This window comes from Lentimicrobiaceae bacterium, from assembly GCA_028697555.1.
In the GTDB taxonomy this organism is placed as follows: domain Bacteria; phylum Bacteroidota; class Bacteroidia; order Bacteroidales; family UBA4417; genus UBA4417.
Genome location: JAQVEX010000003.1, coordinates 1 through 16,744 on the forward strand (window position 1 = coordinate 1; position 16,744 = coordinate 16,744).

Below are 16,744 nucleotides of genomic sequence, written 5' to 3' on the forward strand. Positions count from 1 at the left end.
TTGTGTGTACGAATCGTGAGCCAAAATATCATCTTCGGTAATACCGTCTTTTCCTATTTGTACAACTTCTAATTTTTTACCTTTAAGCACGATACCTTTATCTTTATCTTTACCAAAAATCATTGGCTGACCTTGTTTTAAGTGAAGCTGGGCTTCATCTCTGTTTTCACGAGATGCAACAGCATGGTGAGCTTTGTCGGCAAAAATAACACAGTTTTGGAGGACTTCAATTACTGATGTCCCATCGTGTTTAGCAGCTTCGAACATAATATCCGTCATCATGTTAATATTGTTATCAACGGCACGTGCAAAGAAAGTTCCTTGAGCACCTAAAACCAATTCGCCGGGATTAAAAGGCGATTCAATAGTTCCGTACGGTGATGTTGCAGTAATCTTGCCCATTGGTGTTGTAGGCGAATACTGTCCTTTTGTTAGACCGTAAATCTGATTGTTGAATAATATAATATTAACATCTAAGTTGCGACGAACAATGTGTATAAAGTGATTTCCACCAATAGCCATAGAGTCTCCGTCTCCGCTGTTAATCCATACACTTAACGAAGGATTAGCCAATTTCATTCCGGTGGCTATAGCATGAGCTCTACCATGAATACCGTGGAATCCGTAGGTATTAACGTAATACGGAAAACGAGATGAGCATCCTATACCGGAAACTACCATAAAGTTTTCTTTACGATATCCTATTTTTGGGAATACACTTGTGGTTGCAGCCAATATAGCGTGATTACCGCAACCTGGACACCATTTTACCATCTGGTCGCTAACAAAATCCGACTTTTGAAGTTCTACATCGGATCTTTCTATTGTTTTTTCTGGGAATTTATTCATTCTTATAACTCCTTATTTTTAAACTATTTCATTAAATTTTGCAACTAACTCGGTTATGGTAAAAGGTAAGCCCATAACTTTATTGTACTGCATAAAATCAACCTGTGGAAAGTTCATCCTTAGGTAATTGGCAAATTGTCCGCTATTAAGCTCGCAAACAATTATTTTCTTGAAATTACCAAAAATATCTTTAGTATTTTTGGGCAAAGGCATAATATTGTGGAAGTGAGCCAAACTAACTTTTTTACCTTGTTTTTGCATTTCTTCTACAGCACCTAAGGTAGTTCCAAGTGTACCACCCCAGCTAACAACTAATAAATCGCCGGTAGCATCACCTATTATTTCTTGTTCTGGGATAAAGTCGGCAACTTTCTGAACTTTTTTCTCACGCAAGTCAACCATAAGTTGGTGGTTATCCGGATCGGTGCTAACACTTCCTGTAATATTTAATTTTTCCAAACCGCCTATTCTGTGTCTAAGTCCTTCTGTTCCAGGGATAGCCCATTTTCTAACGTAAGTATTTTCGTCTCTTCTGTAAGGAGCAAAGTTTTCTTCGTTAGGTTTTGCCAATGGAGGAACTATTTCTGGCAAATCGGCAACTTTTGGGATGCGGAACAATTGTGCACCGTTTCCTAAAGAACCGTCGGTAAGAAGAATAACCGGAGTCATGTGCTCCAAAGCTATTTTTGCTGCATTGTAAGCTGAATAAAAGCAATTTTCAGGAGTGGAGGCAGCAACAACAACAAGAGGTGCTTCGCCATTTCTTCCGAAAAGAGCTTGCATTAGGTCGCTTTGCTCACTTTTGGTTGGCAATCCGGTTGAAGGACCACCTCTTTGTACGTCTATTACTAGTAGAGGTAGCTCAGTCATAACTGCTAAACCTAAAGCTTCGCTTTTTAGCGATAAACCAGGACCGGATGTACTCGTAACTGCTAAAGCTCCGGCGTACGATGCTCCGATTGTGGAACAGATAGCTGCAATCTCATCTTCGGCTTGGAAAACCTTAACGCCCAACGATTTATGCTTAGACAGTTCTATTAAAATGTCGGTAGCCGGTGTTATAGGATACGAACCTAAAAACAATGGTCGTCCCGAACGTTCCGACGCTGCCATAACGCCCCAAGCAGTTGCTATGTTACCGGTAATATTTCTGTATTTACCCTTAGGCAATGGCGCTTTTGGTATTTTGTAAGTACGATTGAGTACTTCCATAGTATCGCCGAAATTATAGCCGGCTTCTAAAATTATTTTGTTAGCCTGAACTAATTTTTCGTCTTTTTTAAATTTTAGCTCAAAGTACCTGTTAGTATGTTCCAAAGTCCAATTTAAAATGTAGTAAAGCAAACCAAGGGTAAACATGTTTCTGGTTTTGTCGGCAACAACATTTGTCAAGCCTAATGGAACAAGGGCTTCGCGACATAATGTTGTTATGGGAGCACGAACAATTTGATAATCGGATAAACTGCCATCATCCAATGGATTTTCTTTGTAGCCGGCTTTCTCAAATGCCTTATCTACAAAGGTATCGACATCAACAATAATCATAGCTCCTTTTCGCAACCATTTTTTGTTTGCTTTAAGTGAAGCTGGGTTCATAGCAACCAAGATGTCAACAAAATCGCCTGTTGAACCAACTTTCTTAGACGCTACATGCACCTGAAATCCTGAAACACCTGCAACAGTATTGTGAGGCGCTCTAATTTCGGCTGGATAGTCGGGAAATGTTGCCAAATCGAGGTAAAGAAGCGCAGCAGTGTGGCTAAAAATAGTTCCTGCTAATTGCATTCCATCGCCCGAATCGCCAACAAATTTAACGACAATGTCCTCTTTTTCAATAAAACTAACTTGTTCTTTCATTCTATTTGTATAGCTTTAAAATGTTTTTAAATATTTTTTATAGATTTATTTTTTATTAATTTCGTATTACCTTTTAATAACAAACTGCAAAGGTATAAGAAAACCGTAATCAAAAAAATTATTTTGAACTAATTTTAACCCTAACAAGTTTCAACTTGCGTAATGGTAATATTTGTAAGGGATTAGAGATAGTTGATTGGTTTTTATCTTTATTTAAACTAAAACTAAATTATAAATTATAATAAGTCTAATTAAGAACTTTGTTCGCTTTATAACATGTTAGTTTTATGGCAGATAGACAAATTAATTAAAATAATTGTTAAAGTAATTAATTTTTGCATCAAAATAAAAACATCCATTTTATTAAACCTTATTTTATTTTTGCAAAAAACAACTAAAAAACACATAACTATGGCACACAAAATTTCAGAAAATTGTATAGCATGTGGAACATGCATCGACGAATGCCCAGTTGAGGCTATTTCGGAAGGTGATATTTATAAAATTGACCCAGACCTTTGCATTGACTGCGGTGCATGCGCCGAAGCTTGTCCGGTTGAAGCAATTCACCCTGAAGACTAATAGAATTAGTTAAACAAAAACAAAAAAGCTATCTTGGGTAAACCGAGATAGCTTTTTTTGTCAAATTAAAAAATTTAAGATACGATTAAAAAAAGCAACCATTTTTTAACTAATGATGCTCTATCTTTGTTGTAGCGGGGGCAGGACTCGAACCTGCGGCCTTTGGGTTATGAGCCCAACGAGCTACCACTGCTCCACCCCGCAATATATTTTTTAATTTTTTGAACTTCAATATTGCTTCCGCAAAGATAATCAATTTTTGAAATTATACAACAGGAAATTGAAAAGTTGATGCATTTTTATAATTATTTAAAGCTAATTGATTGAATGAAAGCAAATACATAGATGAAAGTTTTTGATGTAAATAATAAGATTTGACAGATGTAACACAAAAAACTTGTACAGTAGCAACATAATTACACACTATTTTTGTACTTTTGAAGTCGTTAATAATTATTTTACAAGATTTATTATAATGAACATCAATTTAGATGCAACAGATAAGCACTTTAATGCAACGGATAAAGACATTGAAAAGGCATTGCGACCTGAAGATTTTAGCGAATTTTCGGGACAAAAGTCAATAATCGATAATTTAAAAATATTTGTTGCTGCTGCAAAACAGAGAGGAGAAGCGCTAGACCACGTGTTGCTACATGGACCTCCGGGTTTAGGCAAAACAACTTTATCGTATATTATAGCTCACGAATTGGGCGTAAATATTAAAGTTACATCGGGTCCGGTATTGGACAAACCCGGCGACTTGGCAGGATTGCTCACTGCACTTGGTCCAAACGATGTTCTGTTTATAGATGAAATTCATCGCTTGCACCCGATAATAGAAGAATACTTGTACTCGGCAATGGAAGATTATAAGATAGACATTATGATAGAAAGTGGTCCAAACGCCAGAAGCGTACAACTTTCGCTAAACCCTTTTACTTTGGTAGGAGCAACAACAAGGTCGGGATTGCTTACAGCTCCGTTACGCTCTCGGTTCGGCATTAACTCCCGATTGCAATACTACGATACAAATACTTTGCAAAAAATAATTTCTCGCTCGGCAGGTATCTTAAAAATAGATATTACATACGATGCTTCTATTGAAATTGCCCGACGTAGCAGAGGCACACCGCGTATTGCAAATCTTTTGCTCAGACGAATTAGAGACTTTGCACAAATAAAAGGCGATGGTGCCATTGATATGGAAATAACTCAGTACGGATTGAATGCACTGCAAGTTGACAAAAACGGACTCGATGAAATGGATAATAAAATTATATCGTGCATAATTGATAAGTTTAAAGGTGGTCCCGTTGGTATTTCGACAATTTCCACTGCCGTTAGCGAAGATGCCGATACAATTGAAGAAGTGTATGAGCCTTTTTTAATCCAAGAAGGATACATTATGCGGACACCAAGAGGCAGAGAAGCTACCGAAAAAGCGTACTTACACGTTGGCAAAACCAAAGCTAAAGATACGGATACGTTATTCTGATAATAAAAAAACAATAATACCATATTTAGTTGGATAATTTGATATCATTTGTACGAAAATTAGCCTTTGACGAAGGTTTTGATGATGTTGGCTATATTAATATAGAATCGCTTGAGTTTAATAATAAAAAACTTGACGAATGGTTAGACAAGGGTTTTAACGCATCGATGCACTACATGAATAGAAATGTTGACATCAGAAAAGACCCTTCGAAAATAATTGATGGTGCAAAATCGGTTTTTATTTTTTTGCAAAACTATTACACCAACGAGAGTTTGTCTGATAACACCTACAAAATATCAAAATACGCTTACGGAAAGGATTATCACAAAGTATTAAGAAAAAAGCTGAAAAGAATAAGCAAACAAATTGAAGAAAACCACAAACAGCTGACAACAAGAATTTTCGTTGATACTGCTCCAATAATGGAAAAAGCGTTGGCTCAAAAAGCAAATTTGGGCTGGATAGGGAAAAACTCATTGCTAATTAATAAAAAACTTGGTTCTTACTTTTTTATTTGCGGTATTGCCACCAACGTTGAACTTACAGAAACTACTTTGGCAAAAGAGCCAAAAAATTACTGCGGTTCTTGTACAAACTGTATAGATGCCTGCCCTACCAAAGCAATAACATCGCCATACGTTGTTGATTCAAACAAATGTATATCATTCTTAACGATTGAAAACAAAGAAGAAATTCCCAAACAGTTCAAAGGCACGTACTCCAACTGGATATTCGGCTGTGATATTTGCCAACAAGTTTGCCCATGGAATAAAAAAGTAAAGCATCACAAAGAACCTGATTTTAAGCTTTCTGATAATATAAAAAATCTTACAGCCCACGACTGGGAAAACATTGATGAAGAGAGTTTTAAAACAATATTTGAGGGCTCAGCAATTAAAAGAGCCAAATTTGGAGGATTAAAAAGAAATATAGATTACCTACGTTAGTAACATTTTATTAATTTTGCAATAACATAAATTCAAATCAGTAAATAAAAAAGGTTATAGTATTATGCAGTCTAATAATATTAAAATAAGTATCAATTCCGAAGTAGGACAATTAGAAAATGTGATAATGCACACGCCTGGCATTGAACTTGAAAACATGACACCCGAATATGCACAAAAGGCTCTTTATAACGATATTTTAAACTTGAATGTAGCTAAAAGAGAACATGCTGTATATCAGAATGTAATAAGCAAAGTTGCCAATGTTTTTGAGATAGAAGAGCTTTTATTAGATGCTTTTAACAATGGAAACAACAGAGGTGATTTTTTAACAAAAATTGCTGAAAAAGAGTATATTACACCTGCCGTAATGGATTATCTTAATTCATTATCGAACAACGACCTATGCTCGGCTATTATCAAAGGTGTTGAACTTAAAAAAGATACATTAACAAAATTTTTAGACAACGACCCTTACGAAATTGGACCTTTGCACAATTTGTTTTTCACACGTGATATATCTATCGGTATAAACGACAATATTTTTATAAGCCGAATGGCAAGCAATGTTAGGAATCGTGAGGCTATTATCATGGAACATGTTTTTAAACATCACCCAAACATAGCCACCAAAATAGTAACAAGTCCAAAAACCGATGAAAACAACAACAACAAACCTATTAGCTTTGAAGGCGGCGACTTCCTTATAGCAAGAGAAGATATTTTACTTGTCGGTACCGGTGATAGAACATCTACTACCGGAATCGATTTTGTACTTAATTATCTGAAAAACAATCGTCAAAAAGGGCATATTATCGTACAGGAACTTCCTTATACTCCGGCTTCATTTATACACTTAGATATGGTGTTTACGTTTATTAACACGCATCAATGTATGGTTTATAAGCCCCTTATTATGCTGCCAAACAGATATTTAACAATACATATACAGTACGAAAACGGCAAAGTGGTTTCTATTAACGAAGTTGACAATATACCAACAGTGTTAAAATCATTAGGAATGGATTTGGAAATATTATACTGTGGCGGCGGAAAAGAGCTTTTGGAAGAAAGAGAACAATGGCACAGCGGTGCAAACTTTTTTGCACTTGCTCCCGGAAAAATATTGGGCTACGGCAGAAACATTCACACAATTGAAGAACTTAACAAAAATGGCTACGAAGTGCTTACAGCCGACGAGGTTATAAACAAAAACATAAACATTTATGACTATAAACAATGCGTAATAACCATCAACGGTGCCGAACTTTCGCGCGGTGGCGGCGGTTGCAGATGTATGACATTGCCTCTAACTCGTAAACCTTTATAACTATTGCAAATAATATCACATCAACAAAAATGCACGAAAAAAATTACAAAAGATATACTATAACTTCGGCTTTGCCATACGCAAACGGACCTATACATATTGGACACCTTGCCGGTGTCTATGTTCCTGCTGATATTTATGCACGTTACCTGCGTTCTAACAGACAAGACGTACTATTTATAGGCGGTAGCGACGAACACGGTGTACCTATAATGATAAAAGCTCTGAAAGAAGGAGTTACACCGCAAGATATAGTTGATAAATTCCATGATATTATAAAAAAATCATTTTCCGATTTCGGAATTTCATTTGATGTATATAGTCGCACTTCTTCGGAAGTTCACCACGCTACGGCTTCCGATTTTTTTAAAAAGCTTTACGACGAAGGTAAATTTATAGAACAAACCACAGAACAATACTACGACGAACAAGCTCAACAGTTTTTAGCCGACAGATATATTATAGGAACTTGCCCAAAATGCGGATACGAAGAAGCCTATGGCGACCAATGCGAAAAGTGTGGGACTTCGCACAATGCAACTGATTTGATAAATCCTAAATCTACGCTTAGCGGAGCTAAACTTGTAAGAAAACCTACTAAACACTGGTACTTGCCGTTAAACGACTACGAAGATTTTCTTAAGGAATGGATTCTTGTTGAAAATAAAACCAATTGGAAAACCAATGTTTACGGACAATGCAAATCGTGGTTAGACAGCGGTCTGCAACCTCGTGCAGTTACTCGCGACTTGGATTGGGGAGTTAGTCTTCCGCTACCCGATACTAAAGGTAAAGTGTTGTACGTATGGTTTGATGCACCTATAGGATACATATCGGCATCGAAAGAATGGGCTGAACAAAATAATAAAGATTGGAAACCCTATTGGAAAAGCAACGACACAAAACTTGTCCATTTTATAGGCAAGGATAATATTGTTTTTCACTGCATTATTTTTCCGGCTATGCTAAAGGCAGAAGGCTCGTACATATTGCCCGAAAATGTTCCGGCTAACGAGTTTTTAAATTTGGAAGGAAATAAAATTTCTACATCGAAAAATTGGGCTGTTTGGCTTCACGAGTACTTGGTTGAGTTTCCCGACCAACAAGACGTTTTGAGATACGTACTTACAACAAATGCTCCCGAAACCAAAGACAACGACTTTACTTGGAAAGATTTTCAAACGAAAAACAATTCCGAATTAGTTGCCATATTCGGTAATTTTGTTAACAGAACTATAAGTCTGACAAACAAATACTTCGATGGAAAAGTAAAACCTATAGGCAATTTGACTTCGATTGATGAAGAAGTTATTAAAGAATTGCAAAAATATCCTTCAACTATAGGTGAATCGCTTGACAAATTCAGATTTAGAGAGGCTTTAGCCGAGTTGATGAACTTAGCCAGATTGGGAAACAAATATTTAACCGATACCGAACCTTGGAAAGTATTTAAAACCGACCCCAAAAGAGTTGAAACAATATTGAATATTTCAATTCAAATTTGTGCCAATATGGCAATACTTTGCGAACCGTTCTTGCCTTTTACATCAGCTAAACTGTTCAAATTACTTAAAATTGAAAAACTTTTGTGGAACGATGCAGGCAGCCACAACATAGTAAAAGATGAACACCTTGTAGGCGAAGCTGAATTGTTATTTAGCAAAATTGAAGATGAAGCTATTGATTTTCAAATCGACAAACTAAATAAGACCTTACAAGAAAACACCGAAAAAAACAAAAAGATTGAAGTTAAAGAAAACATCAACTTTGATGATTTTGTAAAAATGAATTTGGTTGTGGGCTCTATTGTAGAAGCCGAAAAGGTTGCAAAAACCGACAAACTACTTAAACTTACAATCGACTTAGGTTCCGAAAAGAGAGTGATAGTCTCGGGCATAGCTCAACACTTTAATCCTGCCGATATTATAAACAAACAGGTTGTAGTTTTGGAAAACTTGCAGCCCAAAATGTTCAAAGGAATTGAATCTAAAGGAATGGTTTTAATGGCTGAAGACAACGAAGGAAAACTTCATTTTGTTTCGCCAAGTTCTGTTATTGATAACGGAAGTACGGTTAAGTAGAGTTTAACTATTATTTTAATTAGCTGTTGGCTTTCGTGTTACGTGTTACGTGTTGCGTGGTTCGAGTTGCGTGTTATGGGTTACGGGTTACGAATTGCGTGGTGCGAGGTACAGAACTGCAAATTTGCGTACAACTTCGCCTGTTGTAAATACAGTGTTATGTAACTTTATTTGTCCTTTTTCCTCATGTAAGGTTCATTTTCAAAATTTTTGTAGATATAATTTTTGGCAAAATTCATGTCAACACCCAACGTTTCACAAGCTTTTATGCATTCTTTATAAGCATCTACTGCTTTCTCTCTTTGATTAGTCATGTCATAACAAAACCCCAAATTACGCCAATAATGTCCTACATAAAACCAATGTTTTTCTTTCGGAAATTCGTCAATCCTATCTTTAATATTTTCTGATATTTCAATCGCAGTTAAATAATCTTCTTCTAAAAACTTAATCCATGCTTTCTCAAACTGTAATACTGTTGATTTTGAACTTATTGATTCCCATTCAGCTATAATGGAATTGGCTTTTTCTACGTTTTCAGCAGGTATAATAGCAGGGTCGTAATCCATTCCCATACCATGAACAAGCGGGACTAATGCCCCCTGATACATAATATCAACAGATGAAGCATTCGATACATCATAATAACCCTTAGCCAAATCTCTGTCAATAAACTCTGTTAAGTTTGAGGTTAGAGCTATTGTTTTTAATGGTAATAATTCCTTAAAGTTAATCAATTTAACACCTTTTTGTTTTGAAAAGGCGATATCAAAATAATACTTATGTTCAGCCCCTGTAAGTACAATAACGCGTTTCCCTTCATTTTCAGAAATGGCTTTGTTGATTAATTCCATCATCTTAGCGTTACGTAATTCTGAATATAAATTCATACATCCATCGCCAAATACATTAATTAGTATGGTGTACATTTCTCGAATGTAGTCGTTATAATCTTCGCCATTAAAGAACTCATAGCTCATTATATTATTTTTCCATATGCTATCCATTGTGCCATATCTCGCTGTGAATTCTTGCATTATACGATTATTGTTTTTTAAAGAATCTGCTTGTTGGCTTTTGATTTTAAAATCGTCAGTTTTGATATATTCATTTCTTTCAGCTCGAGCGTCAGAAAGAGTTTCCCACCAATCAATAGGGTAAACTTTTTTATTATTATCAAAACCGTATATAGCAGCTAACATCATCTCTTTTAGATAGGATTGCTTTCTAAAATATGATGGTGGTATCTCGACACAAATCGCGTCGGGATTGTATGTTCCCAAAATATTCACAAGGTCTTGTAATGAGTAATTTGGGTTGTCAATGTGTCCAGCATGAATTGTCCCTATTACAAGTACTTCTGTTTTTGTCTGTGCTTTTATTTCTGTTTGAAAGCAAAAAAACATTGCCATTAACACAATAATAGTCTTCAAAATTTGATACTGTTTCATATTTTTGTTTTAATACTGCTTAACTACTTATTATCCCCGTCGTAACCCCACTTTAAGTAGGTAGCTCCCCAGGTGAAGCCTCCTCCAAAAGTAACCAATATTATTTTATCGCCTTTTTTGAGTTGTTTTTCGTAGTCGTACAAACAAAGTGGTAAAGTTCCGGAAGTGGTATTTCCGTACCTGTGAATATTTATCATTACCTTGTCTGGTGAAAGTTTAAGATGATGAGCTACCGAATGTATAATTCGGAGATTTGCCTGGTGAGGAACTAACCAATCAATATCGTTGATGGTTAAATTATTTTTTTTCAGTACTTCTTCGGTTGCTTCAACCATTTTGCTAACCGCCCATTTGAACACTACTTGTCCTTCCTGAATAACATAGTGTTCGCGAGCTGTAACGGTTTCGATAGTTGGGGGATAAGCTGAGCCACCGGCTTTCATATATAAATGATGACGACCAACTCCGTCAGACCTCAAATATGAGTCTATAATTCCTACATCTTCGGTTGTAGGTTCCAAAAGTACTGCACCTGCCGCATCGCCAAAGATAGGACAAGTAGCTCTGTCGGTATAATCTATTATTGACGACATTTTATCGGCTCCAATAACAATAACCTTTTTATGCGTACCTGATTCAATGAATTTTTGTGCCACAGAAAGACTATACAAAAAACTGCTACAAGCAGCTTCTATATCAAAGCTAAAAGCATTTTTAATTCCGCACTTATCGCTAACAATAGAAGCATTTGAAGGGAAAAGCATATCGGGAGTAACAGTTGCACAAACTACCATATCAACATCTTCGGGATTGGTATTTGTTTTTTTAAGCAAATCGTTTACTGCATGTTCTGCCATGTACGAAGAGCCTAAGCCATGCTGTTTTAATAATCGTCTTTCTTTAATTCCTATACGAGTCATTATCCATTCGTCTGATGTATCAACCATACGACTCAATTCTTCGTTAGTCAAAATATAATCAGGAAGATATCCGGATACTCCTGTGATAACTGCTTTTATATTTCTGTTCATATATTTTATTTTGTAAGAACAATTGCTGTTCTGATATTTTTAATTCGGTTAATTAACTGGTTTATAATTATTTAAAATAAGTTTAGATTTCTCAATATAGTTTGATTGATGAATCTTCTTGCAATTAATTATCATGTTACAAACTGCTTCGCCGCTGGAAATTCCATGCCCTATCATTACATTGCCTTTAACACCAAGAATTGGAGTTCCACCAAATTTTTCGTAGTTAAGTTTTACGAAGAAATCATCAAGTTTATCTCTTTTAGACAACATGTAATAAAAAGATTCGATTAATTTAAGCACTATATTGCCTGTAAATCCATCGCAAACAATAACATCGGCTTTATCTCTCAACACGTCTCTACTTTCAATATTTCCGCAAAAATTTACATCTTCACTTTGCTTCAATAGTTTGTGAGCTTTTTGATACAATATGCTACCCTTCTCGCTTTCGGAACCAATATTAAGCAGCTTTACAATAGGATTATCAATATTATAAAGGTGTTTCATAAAAGTTGAGCCGATAATAGCAAATTGCAACAAATTTTCGGGCTTAGAGTCAGGAGTTGTTCCAACGTCTAACAGCATTGTAAATGAGCCGTTTTCTTGCGGAATAACAACCGAAGCACACGGACGCAGAACTTTGTCGATAAGACCAATGCTTTGTACAGCCCCAACTAACATGGCTCCGCTGTTTCCTGCACTTGCAAAAGCGTCTATTTGCTTATTTTTAAGATGCTGAAAACCGACAACCGTTGTTGAGTCGGGCTTTTGAACTAAGGCTCGCGTAGGATGCTCGCTCATTTCTATTACCTGGCTACAGTTTACAATTTCAAACTTAGCCATATCTGCATTGTGCGAATGCAAATACTCAGATATTAATGTTTCGTCGCCAAACAAAACAATAACATCTTCGTCGTGCAGATAAGGAATAGAAAGAATGGCTCCGTCAAGCGTTGCATTAGGAGCCTTATCCCCTCCCATAACATCTAGTCCTATTCTCATATCAGACTAAAATAATTATGCCTCTTTTGCCTCTATAACTTGCTTTCCACGATAATATCCGCACTCTTTGCACACACGGTGATACAATACAGGGCTTTGACAATTTGAGCATAGTGTTATTGTAGGTTCTTTCAAAAAGTCGTGTGCTCTGCGTTTTGCCGTTCTAGCTTTTGAATTTCTTCTCTTAGGATGTGCCATAATAATTATTATTTTTCTATTAATTCTTTAAGTTTATCCCAATGCGAAGACACGTTTTTTTCCGAATAAGTCCGCAATAGCTCCAAAGTATCGGCATTGCACGTGGACTCACCTGTTTCGGTGTCCGGATGAACCACATACATAGGCACTGCAAGATAAATAATATCGTATATTTCTTTCGAAAAATTTATTTCGGTGCTTGAGTAATGTATGAACTTCTCTTCAACTGTATCTTCAGTAGGGATATCAGTATATTTAACTATTAATTTTTCTTCAATATTTACCGGATAAATGAAATCTTCGGCGCAACGATTACACATAACTTCAATCCATCCTTTTCCGCAAATATCAACATCTATTATCGAGTGTCTTTTTTGTAAAACGATAGTAATATCGATGTCGGTTTTTTTTGAGTAATCGGGATTGAAAATTTGCATAAATTCTTGCGTTACAGAATAATTGAACTCATTTCTGTCGTCGCTCAAGTTTGCCAACGAAATATTAAATTCATCCAATTTATCTGTAGGTTTCATTCCAATAACTATTAAAGTTTGCAAATGTACATTATTTTTAAAATTTTGCAAACATAATAAGTTATTTAATTATAAAATAATGAATCACTAATGCAGACAATCAGGCAAATAGCCCGTGCATGTGAGTTTCTATTTTTTGAATTACCTTAGCCAAATCCTGCGGATTATCTTCAAAGTTAAGATTATCAACGTCTAAAATAATCAGATTGCTGTACTTGTAGTTGTCTATCCATGCTTCGTATCTTTCGCCCAAACTTTTCAGGTAATCTAATCTTATACCTGCCTCATATTCCCTGCCGCGCCTTTGTATGTTTCTGACAAGAGTACCTATTTCGGCACGCAAATATATAAGTAGTTCGGGCGGCTTTATAAACGATTCCATCAGCTCGAACAGTGAAGAATAGTTTTCAAAATCACGTGATTCCATCAATCCCATTGAATGTAGGTTGGGTGCAAAGATGTACGCATCTTCGTATATGGTACGGTCTTGAATAACATCAAATTCGCTGTTTCTGATATTTATTACCTGACGAAAACGACTATTTAAGTAGTAAACTTGCAAATTGAAAGACCAACGTTGCATATCTTCATAAAAACTATGCAGATACGGGTTTGTATCAACATCCTCGTACAAAGGATGCCAATTTAATTGTTTTGATAACAAACGTGTTAGGGTTGTTTTTCCTGCACCGATATTTCCGGCTATTGCTATATGTTTTCCCATTATATTTTTTATTGTGATTATTTATATTTTGCTAACAAAGATATTATTTTTCAGCTAACATTTGTAATATTTCGTCAACATAATTTCTTTCATTGTTCAAACGGGGCACCTTATTCTGACCACCTAATCTTTCACGATTTCTCATCCATTCGTAAAAAGTTCCTCTGGGTACTGCATGTACTTTTGGCGGTTTTAGCATAATATCTTTATGCCTTTTGGCTTCGTAGTCGGAGTTTAAACTTTTAAGAGCCACATCAAGCTCGTGAGTAAAAGCGTCCACAGAATCGGGCACTTGCACAAACTCAATAATCCACTCGTGCATTGCAGTATTGTTATCTTCGTTGATATAAGGTGCAACGGTATAGTTTGTAAAATCGGAATTTGTGTTTCTGCAAGCAACTTCTAAAGCCTTGTTGGCATTGTCTTCAATAACTTCTTCTCCGAAAGTGTTGACAAAACTTGTGGTTCGTCCGGTAACCCTAATTCTGTACGGGTCTAAAGATGTAAATTCAATTGTATCGCCAATCATATACCGCCATAGTCCTGCATTGGTTGAAATAACAACTGCATAATTTTTGCCCATTTCTACTTCCCAAATGGGATGACTTTTAGGATTATCGGATTGCAAGTTGCTTAACGGTATAAATTCGTAAAAGATGCCGTAATCAAGCATTAGCAACATATCGGTAGCTACTAACCTATCTTGTATTCCGAAAAATCCTTCGCTGGCATTGTATGTTTGCAGGTAATACAACGGTTTACTCAATATTTTGTCGTAGTGATTTCTGTACGAAGAAAAATTAACACCACCATGAATAAAAAGCTCCAAGTCATTCCAAACTTCGTTGATGTACTTCTTTCCCGTCATTTCCAAAATTCTGTTAAGCATCACTAACATCCACGATGGGACACCCATAAGAGCAGTAACATTTTCCTTAATGGTTGCGTTTGACATCTGATCTAGTTTTTCTTCCCAATCTTCAATCAAAGCTATATCAATACTTGGAGTGCGTGCCAATTGAGCCCAAAACGGAAGATTGTCCATAAGTATAGCCGACACATCACCGCAAGCAATTTGTCCACCAACTCCGTCTTGCTTAAGACTCCCTCCCATAGCCAATGTTTTTCCTTCTAATATTATTGAGTCGGGGTTGTTGTGCAAATAAATAGCTATTAGGTCTTTGCCGCCTTTGTAATGACAATCGTTGAGAGCTTCGTTAGTTACCGGAATAAATTTACTTTTGCTATTTGTTGTTCCTGAGCTTTTGGCAAACCATTTTACATCTGTATTCCACAAGATATTATTTTCGCCTGCTCGTAGCCTTTCAATGTATGGTTGCAAATCTTCGTACTTGCTAATGGGAACGCGATTTACGTAATCGTAAAAATTGTTTATTGAATCGTAGTCGTATTTTTTGCCCCATTCGGTACTGCTACCGCTTTGCAAAAGCTTTTGTAACCATTCCCTTTGTACTTCGTCGGGATACTTCAAAAAGTATTCTATTTGATGCATGCGCCGACGCATAAACCACGATACTATTGAGTTGAATATTGCCATCTCTGTTTTTAATTCTTATTTCCTAAAAATATTAAAAGTGGTAAAGGTAGTATTAAATCGCCAATAAAGGTCAAATTTTATATTTTTTAATTACATCAATTGTTCTATCAATCATATTATCATCGATACCTAAATGTGTTACCATTCTGATATTATTGTAACCCATGTGCATGGTCAGTATGCCGTCGTTCTTTAATTGACTGACATAATTATCGGCGTCTACTTTTGGGTCTAATTTAAAAAGAACAATATTGGTTTCAACTTTTGCTACGCTTTGCACATAGTTGAGTTTTTCTAATTCGGTGCTTAAAAGTTTAGCTCTTCTATGGTCGTCTTTCAGACGTAAAATATTATTGTCGAGTGCATAAATACAGGCTGCAGCCAAATAGCCTGACTGCCTCATTCCTCCACCAAACATCTTTCGGTAGCGTCTTGCAGTATTTATAAATTTGCTATCTCCCATTAGCACCGAACCCACAGGAGCTCCCAATCCTTTCGACATGCACACCGAAATACTGTCGAACAAATTTCCATAGTCTTCGGTTGTTTGCTCGGTTTCAACCAAAGCGTTGAACAGTCTGGCTCCGTCTAAGTGATATTTTAAATTATGCTTTTTGCATATTTTACCTATTTCCACCAATTTATTAAAATCGTAGATACTGCCACCGCCTTTATTCATGGTATTTTCGACAGACACTAAAGCTGTTGGCGGACGATGAACATCGTCGGATGGATTTATGTGATTTTCTACATCATCGGGGTCGAGATGACCTCTATCGCCGGATAACAAGCAAGTTGACAAGCCAGAATGAAAAGCCGGTCCTCCAGACTCATAGTAATATATATGCGACAACTTATGGCAAATAATCTCTTGTCCGGGTTGCGTATGAGTTTTTATAGCAACCTGATTAGCCATAGTTCCCGAAGGAAAATACAGAGCACTTTCCTTATTAAACATTTTAGCGATTTTTTCTTCCAATCGCTTGGTTGTCGGGTCGCCTCCATATACATCGTCGCCAACCTGTGCCTGCATCATGTATTGGAGCATTTCGGGTGTTGGTTTTGTAACTGTATCGCTGAGTAAATCTACTATCATA

The 16,744-nt window shown here is 36.2% G+C and carries 15 protein-coding genes and 1 tRNA gene; 5 read left to right on the plus strand and 11 right to left on the minus strand.

Going from position 1 to position 16,744, the window contains the following annotated elements; all coding sequences use genetic code 11:
- Nucleotides 1-849 (minus strand): 2-oxoacid:ferredoxin oxidoreductase subunit beta (locus PHP31_00650; protein MDD3737790.1); only part of this gene is annotated, 849 nt, incomplete at its 3' end.
- Nucleotides 850-867: 18 nt separating this feature from the next.
- A complete protein-coding gene (locus PHP31_00655; GenBank protein MDD3737791.1) occupies nt 868-2,706 on the minus strand; it encodes a 2-oxoacid:acceptor oxidoreductase subunit alpha in 1,839 nt (612 codons plus the stop codon).
- A gap of 411 nt (nt 2,707-3,117) precedes the next feature.
- Between PHP31_00655 and PHP31_00660 the strand changes: the two genes are divergently transcribed.
- Nucleotides 3,118-3,288, plus strand: coding sequence for a 4Fe-4S binding protein (locus tag PHP31_00660; protein ID MDD3737792.1), 171 nt, complete (start codon nt 3,118-3,120; stop codon nt 3,286-3,288).
- Nucleotides 3,289-3,420: 132 nt separating this feature from the next.
- Here PHP31_00660 and PHP31_00665 read toward each other — a convergent pair.
- A tRNA-Met gene (locus PHP31_00665) sits at nt 3,421-3,492 on the minus strand.
- 271 nt (nt 3,493-3,763) lie between these two features.
- Between PHP31_00665 and ruvB the strand changes: the two genes are divergently transcribed.
- From ruvB to metG, 4 genes are all read left to right on the plus strand, one after another.
- Entirely contained in the window at nt 3,764-4,786 is a 1,023-nt protein-coding gene (gene ruvB / locus PHP31_00670) for a Holliday junction branch migration DNA helicase RuvB (protein MDD3737793.1), read from the plus strand.
- A gap of 29 nt (nt 4,787-4,815) precedes the next feature.
- On the plus strand, nt 4,816-5,736 hold the full coding sequence (gene queG / locus PHP31_00675; protein MDD3737794.1) for a tRNA epoxyqueuosine(34) reductase QueG: 921 nt from the start codon (nt 4,816-4,818) through the stop codon (nt 5,734-5,736).
- Between the two features lie 64 nt (nt 5,737-5,800).
- Nucleotides 5,801-7,066 carry an arginine deiminase family protein gene (locus PHP31_00680; protein ID MDD3737795.1) on the plus strand — a complete coding sequence of 422 codons (1,266 nt, stop codon included), beginning with the start codon at nt 5,801-5,803 and terminating at the stop codon, nt 7,064-7,066.
- Nucleotides 7,067-7,095: 29 nt separating this feature from the next.
- Entirely contained in the window at nt 7,096-9,147 is a 2,052-nt protein-coding gene (gene metG, locus PHP31_00685) for a methionine--tRNA ligase (protein MDD3737796.1), read from the plus strand.
- Between the two features lie 167 nt (nt 9,148-9,314).
- Here the strand turns inward: metG and PHP31_00690 are convergent, their stop codons facing one another.
- From PHP31_00690 to PHP31_00725, 8 genes are all read right to left on the minus strand, one after another.
- Nucleotides 9,315-10,598 carry a DUF5694 domain-containing protein gene (locus PHP31_00690; protein MDD3737797.1) on the minus strand — a complete coding sequence of 428 codons (1,284 nt, stop codon included), beginning with the start codon at nt 10,596-10,598 and terminating at the stop codon, nt 9,315-9,317.
- Nucleotides 10,599-10,621: 23 nt separating this feature from the next.
- The gene (locus tag PHP31_00695; GenBank protein ID MDD3737798.1) at nt 10,622-11,629 is read right to left on the minus strand and encodes a ketoacyl-ACP synthase III; all 1,008 of its coding nucleotides are present in this window, start codon (nt 11,627-11,629) and stop codon (nt 10,622-10,624) included.
- Nucleotides 11,630-11,677: 48 nt separating this feature from the next.
- On the minus strand, nt 11,678-12,634 hold the full coding sequence (locus PHP31_00700; GenBank protein ID MDD3737799.1) for a phosphate--acyl-ACP acyltransferase: 957 nt from the start codon (nt 12,632-12,634) through the stop codon (nt 11,678-11,680).
- Nucleotides 12,635-12,649: 15 nt separating this feature from the next.
- Nucleotides 12,650-12,832 (minus strand): 50S ribosomal protein L32, encoded by a 183-nt coding sequence (gene rpmF, locus PHP31_00705; GenBank protein MDD3737800.1) that lies wholly within the window; start codon nt 12,830-12,832, stop codon nt 12,650-12,652.
- 8 nt (nt 12,833-12,840) lie between these two features.
- Nucleotides 12,841-13,389 carry a DUF177 domain-containing protein gene (locus PHP31_00710; protein MDD3737801.1) on the minus strand — a complete coding sequence of 183 codons (549 nt, stop codon included), beginning with the start codon at nt 13,387-13,389 and terminating at the stop codon, nt 12,841-12,843.
- Nucleotides 13,390-13,465: 76 nt separating this feature from the next.
- Complete coding sequence (locus tag PHP31_00715) at nt 13,466-14,089, minus strand: deoxynucleoside kinase (GenBank protein ID MDD3737802.1); 624 nt, start codon at nt 14,087-14,089, stop codon at nt 13,466-13,468.
- A gap of 43 nt (nt 14,090-14,132) precedes the next feature.
- On the minus strand, nt 14,133-15,647 hold the full coding sequence (locus tag PHP31_00720; GenBank protein ID MDD3737803.1) for a GH3 auxin-responsive promoter family protein: 1,515 nt from the start codon (nt 15,645-15,647) through the stop codon (nt 14,133-14,135).
- Between the two features lie 70 nt (nt 15,648-15,717).
- Nucleotides 15,718-16,743 carry a GntG family PLP-dependent aldolase gene (locus PHP31_00725; protein MDD3737804.1) on the minus strand — a complete coding sequence of 342 codons (1,026 nt, stop codon included), beginning with the start codon at nt 16,741-16,743 and terminating at the stop codon, nt 15,718-15,720.
- Between the last annotated feature and the right edge of the window lies 1 nt (nt 16,744).

Bases quoted from the DNA above. Each gene is read 5' to 3' on its own strand.
- PHP31_00655 (MDD3737791.1), bottom strand. From the start codon at position 2,706: ATGAAAGAACAAGTTAGTTTTATTGAAAAAGAGGACATTGTCGTTAAA.
- PHP31_00660 (MDD3737792.1), top strand. From the start codon at position 3,118: ATGGCACACAAAATTTCAGAAAATTGTATAGCATGTGGAACATGCATC.
- ruvB (MDD3737793.1), top strand. From the start codon at position 3,764: ATGAACATCAATTTAGATGCAACAGATAAGCACTTTAATGCAACGGAT.
- PHP31_00680 (MDD3737795.1), top strand. From the start codon at position 5,801: ATGCAGTCTAATAATATTAAAATAAGTATCAATTCCGAAGTAGGACAA.
- metG (MDD3737796.1), top strand. From the start codon at position 7,096: ATGCACGAAAAAAATTACAAAAGATATACTATAACTTCGGCTTTGCCA.
- PHP31_00690 (MDD3737797.1), bottom strand. From the start codon at position 10,598: ATGAAACAGTATCAAATTTTGAAGACTATTATTGTGTTAATGGCAATG.
- PHP31_00695 (MDD3737798.1), bottom strand. From the start codon at position 11,629: ATGAACAGAAATATAAAAGCAGTTATCACAGGAGTATCCGGATATCTT.
- PHP31_00700 (MDD3737799.1), bottom strand. From the start codon at position 12,634: ATGAGAATAGGACTAGATGTTATGGGAGGGGATAAGGCTCCTAATGCA.
- rpmF (MDD3737800.1), bottom strand. From the start codon at position 12,832: ATGGCACATCCTAAGAGAAGAAATTCAAAAGCTAGAACGGCAAAACGC.
- PHP31_00715 (MDD3737802.1), bottom strand. From the start codon at position 14,089: ATGGGAAAACATATAGCAATAGCCGGAAATATCGGTGCAGGAAAAACA.
- PHP31_00720 (MDD3737803.1), bottom strand. From the start codon at position 15,647: ATGGCAATATTCAACTCAATAGTATCGTGGTTTATGCGTCGGCGCATG.
- PHP31_00725 (MDD3737804.1), bottom strand. From the start codon at position 16,743: ATGATAGTAGATTTACTCAGCGATACAGTTACAAAACCAACACCCGAA.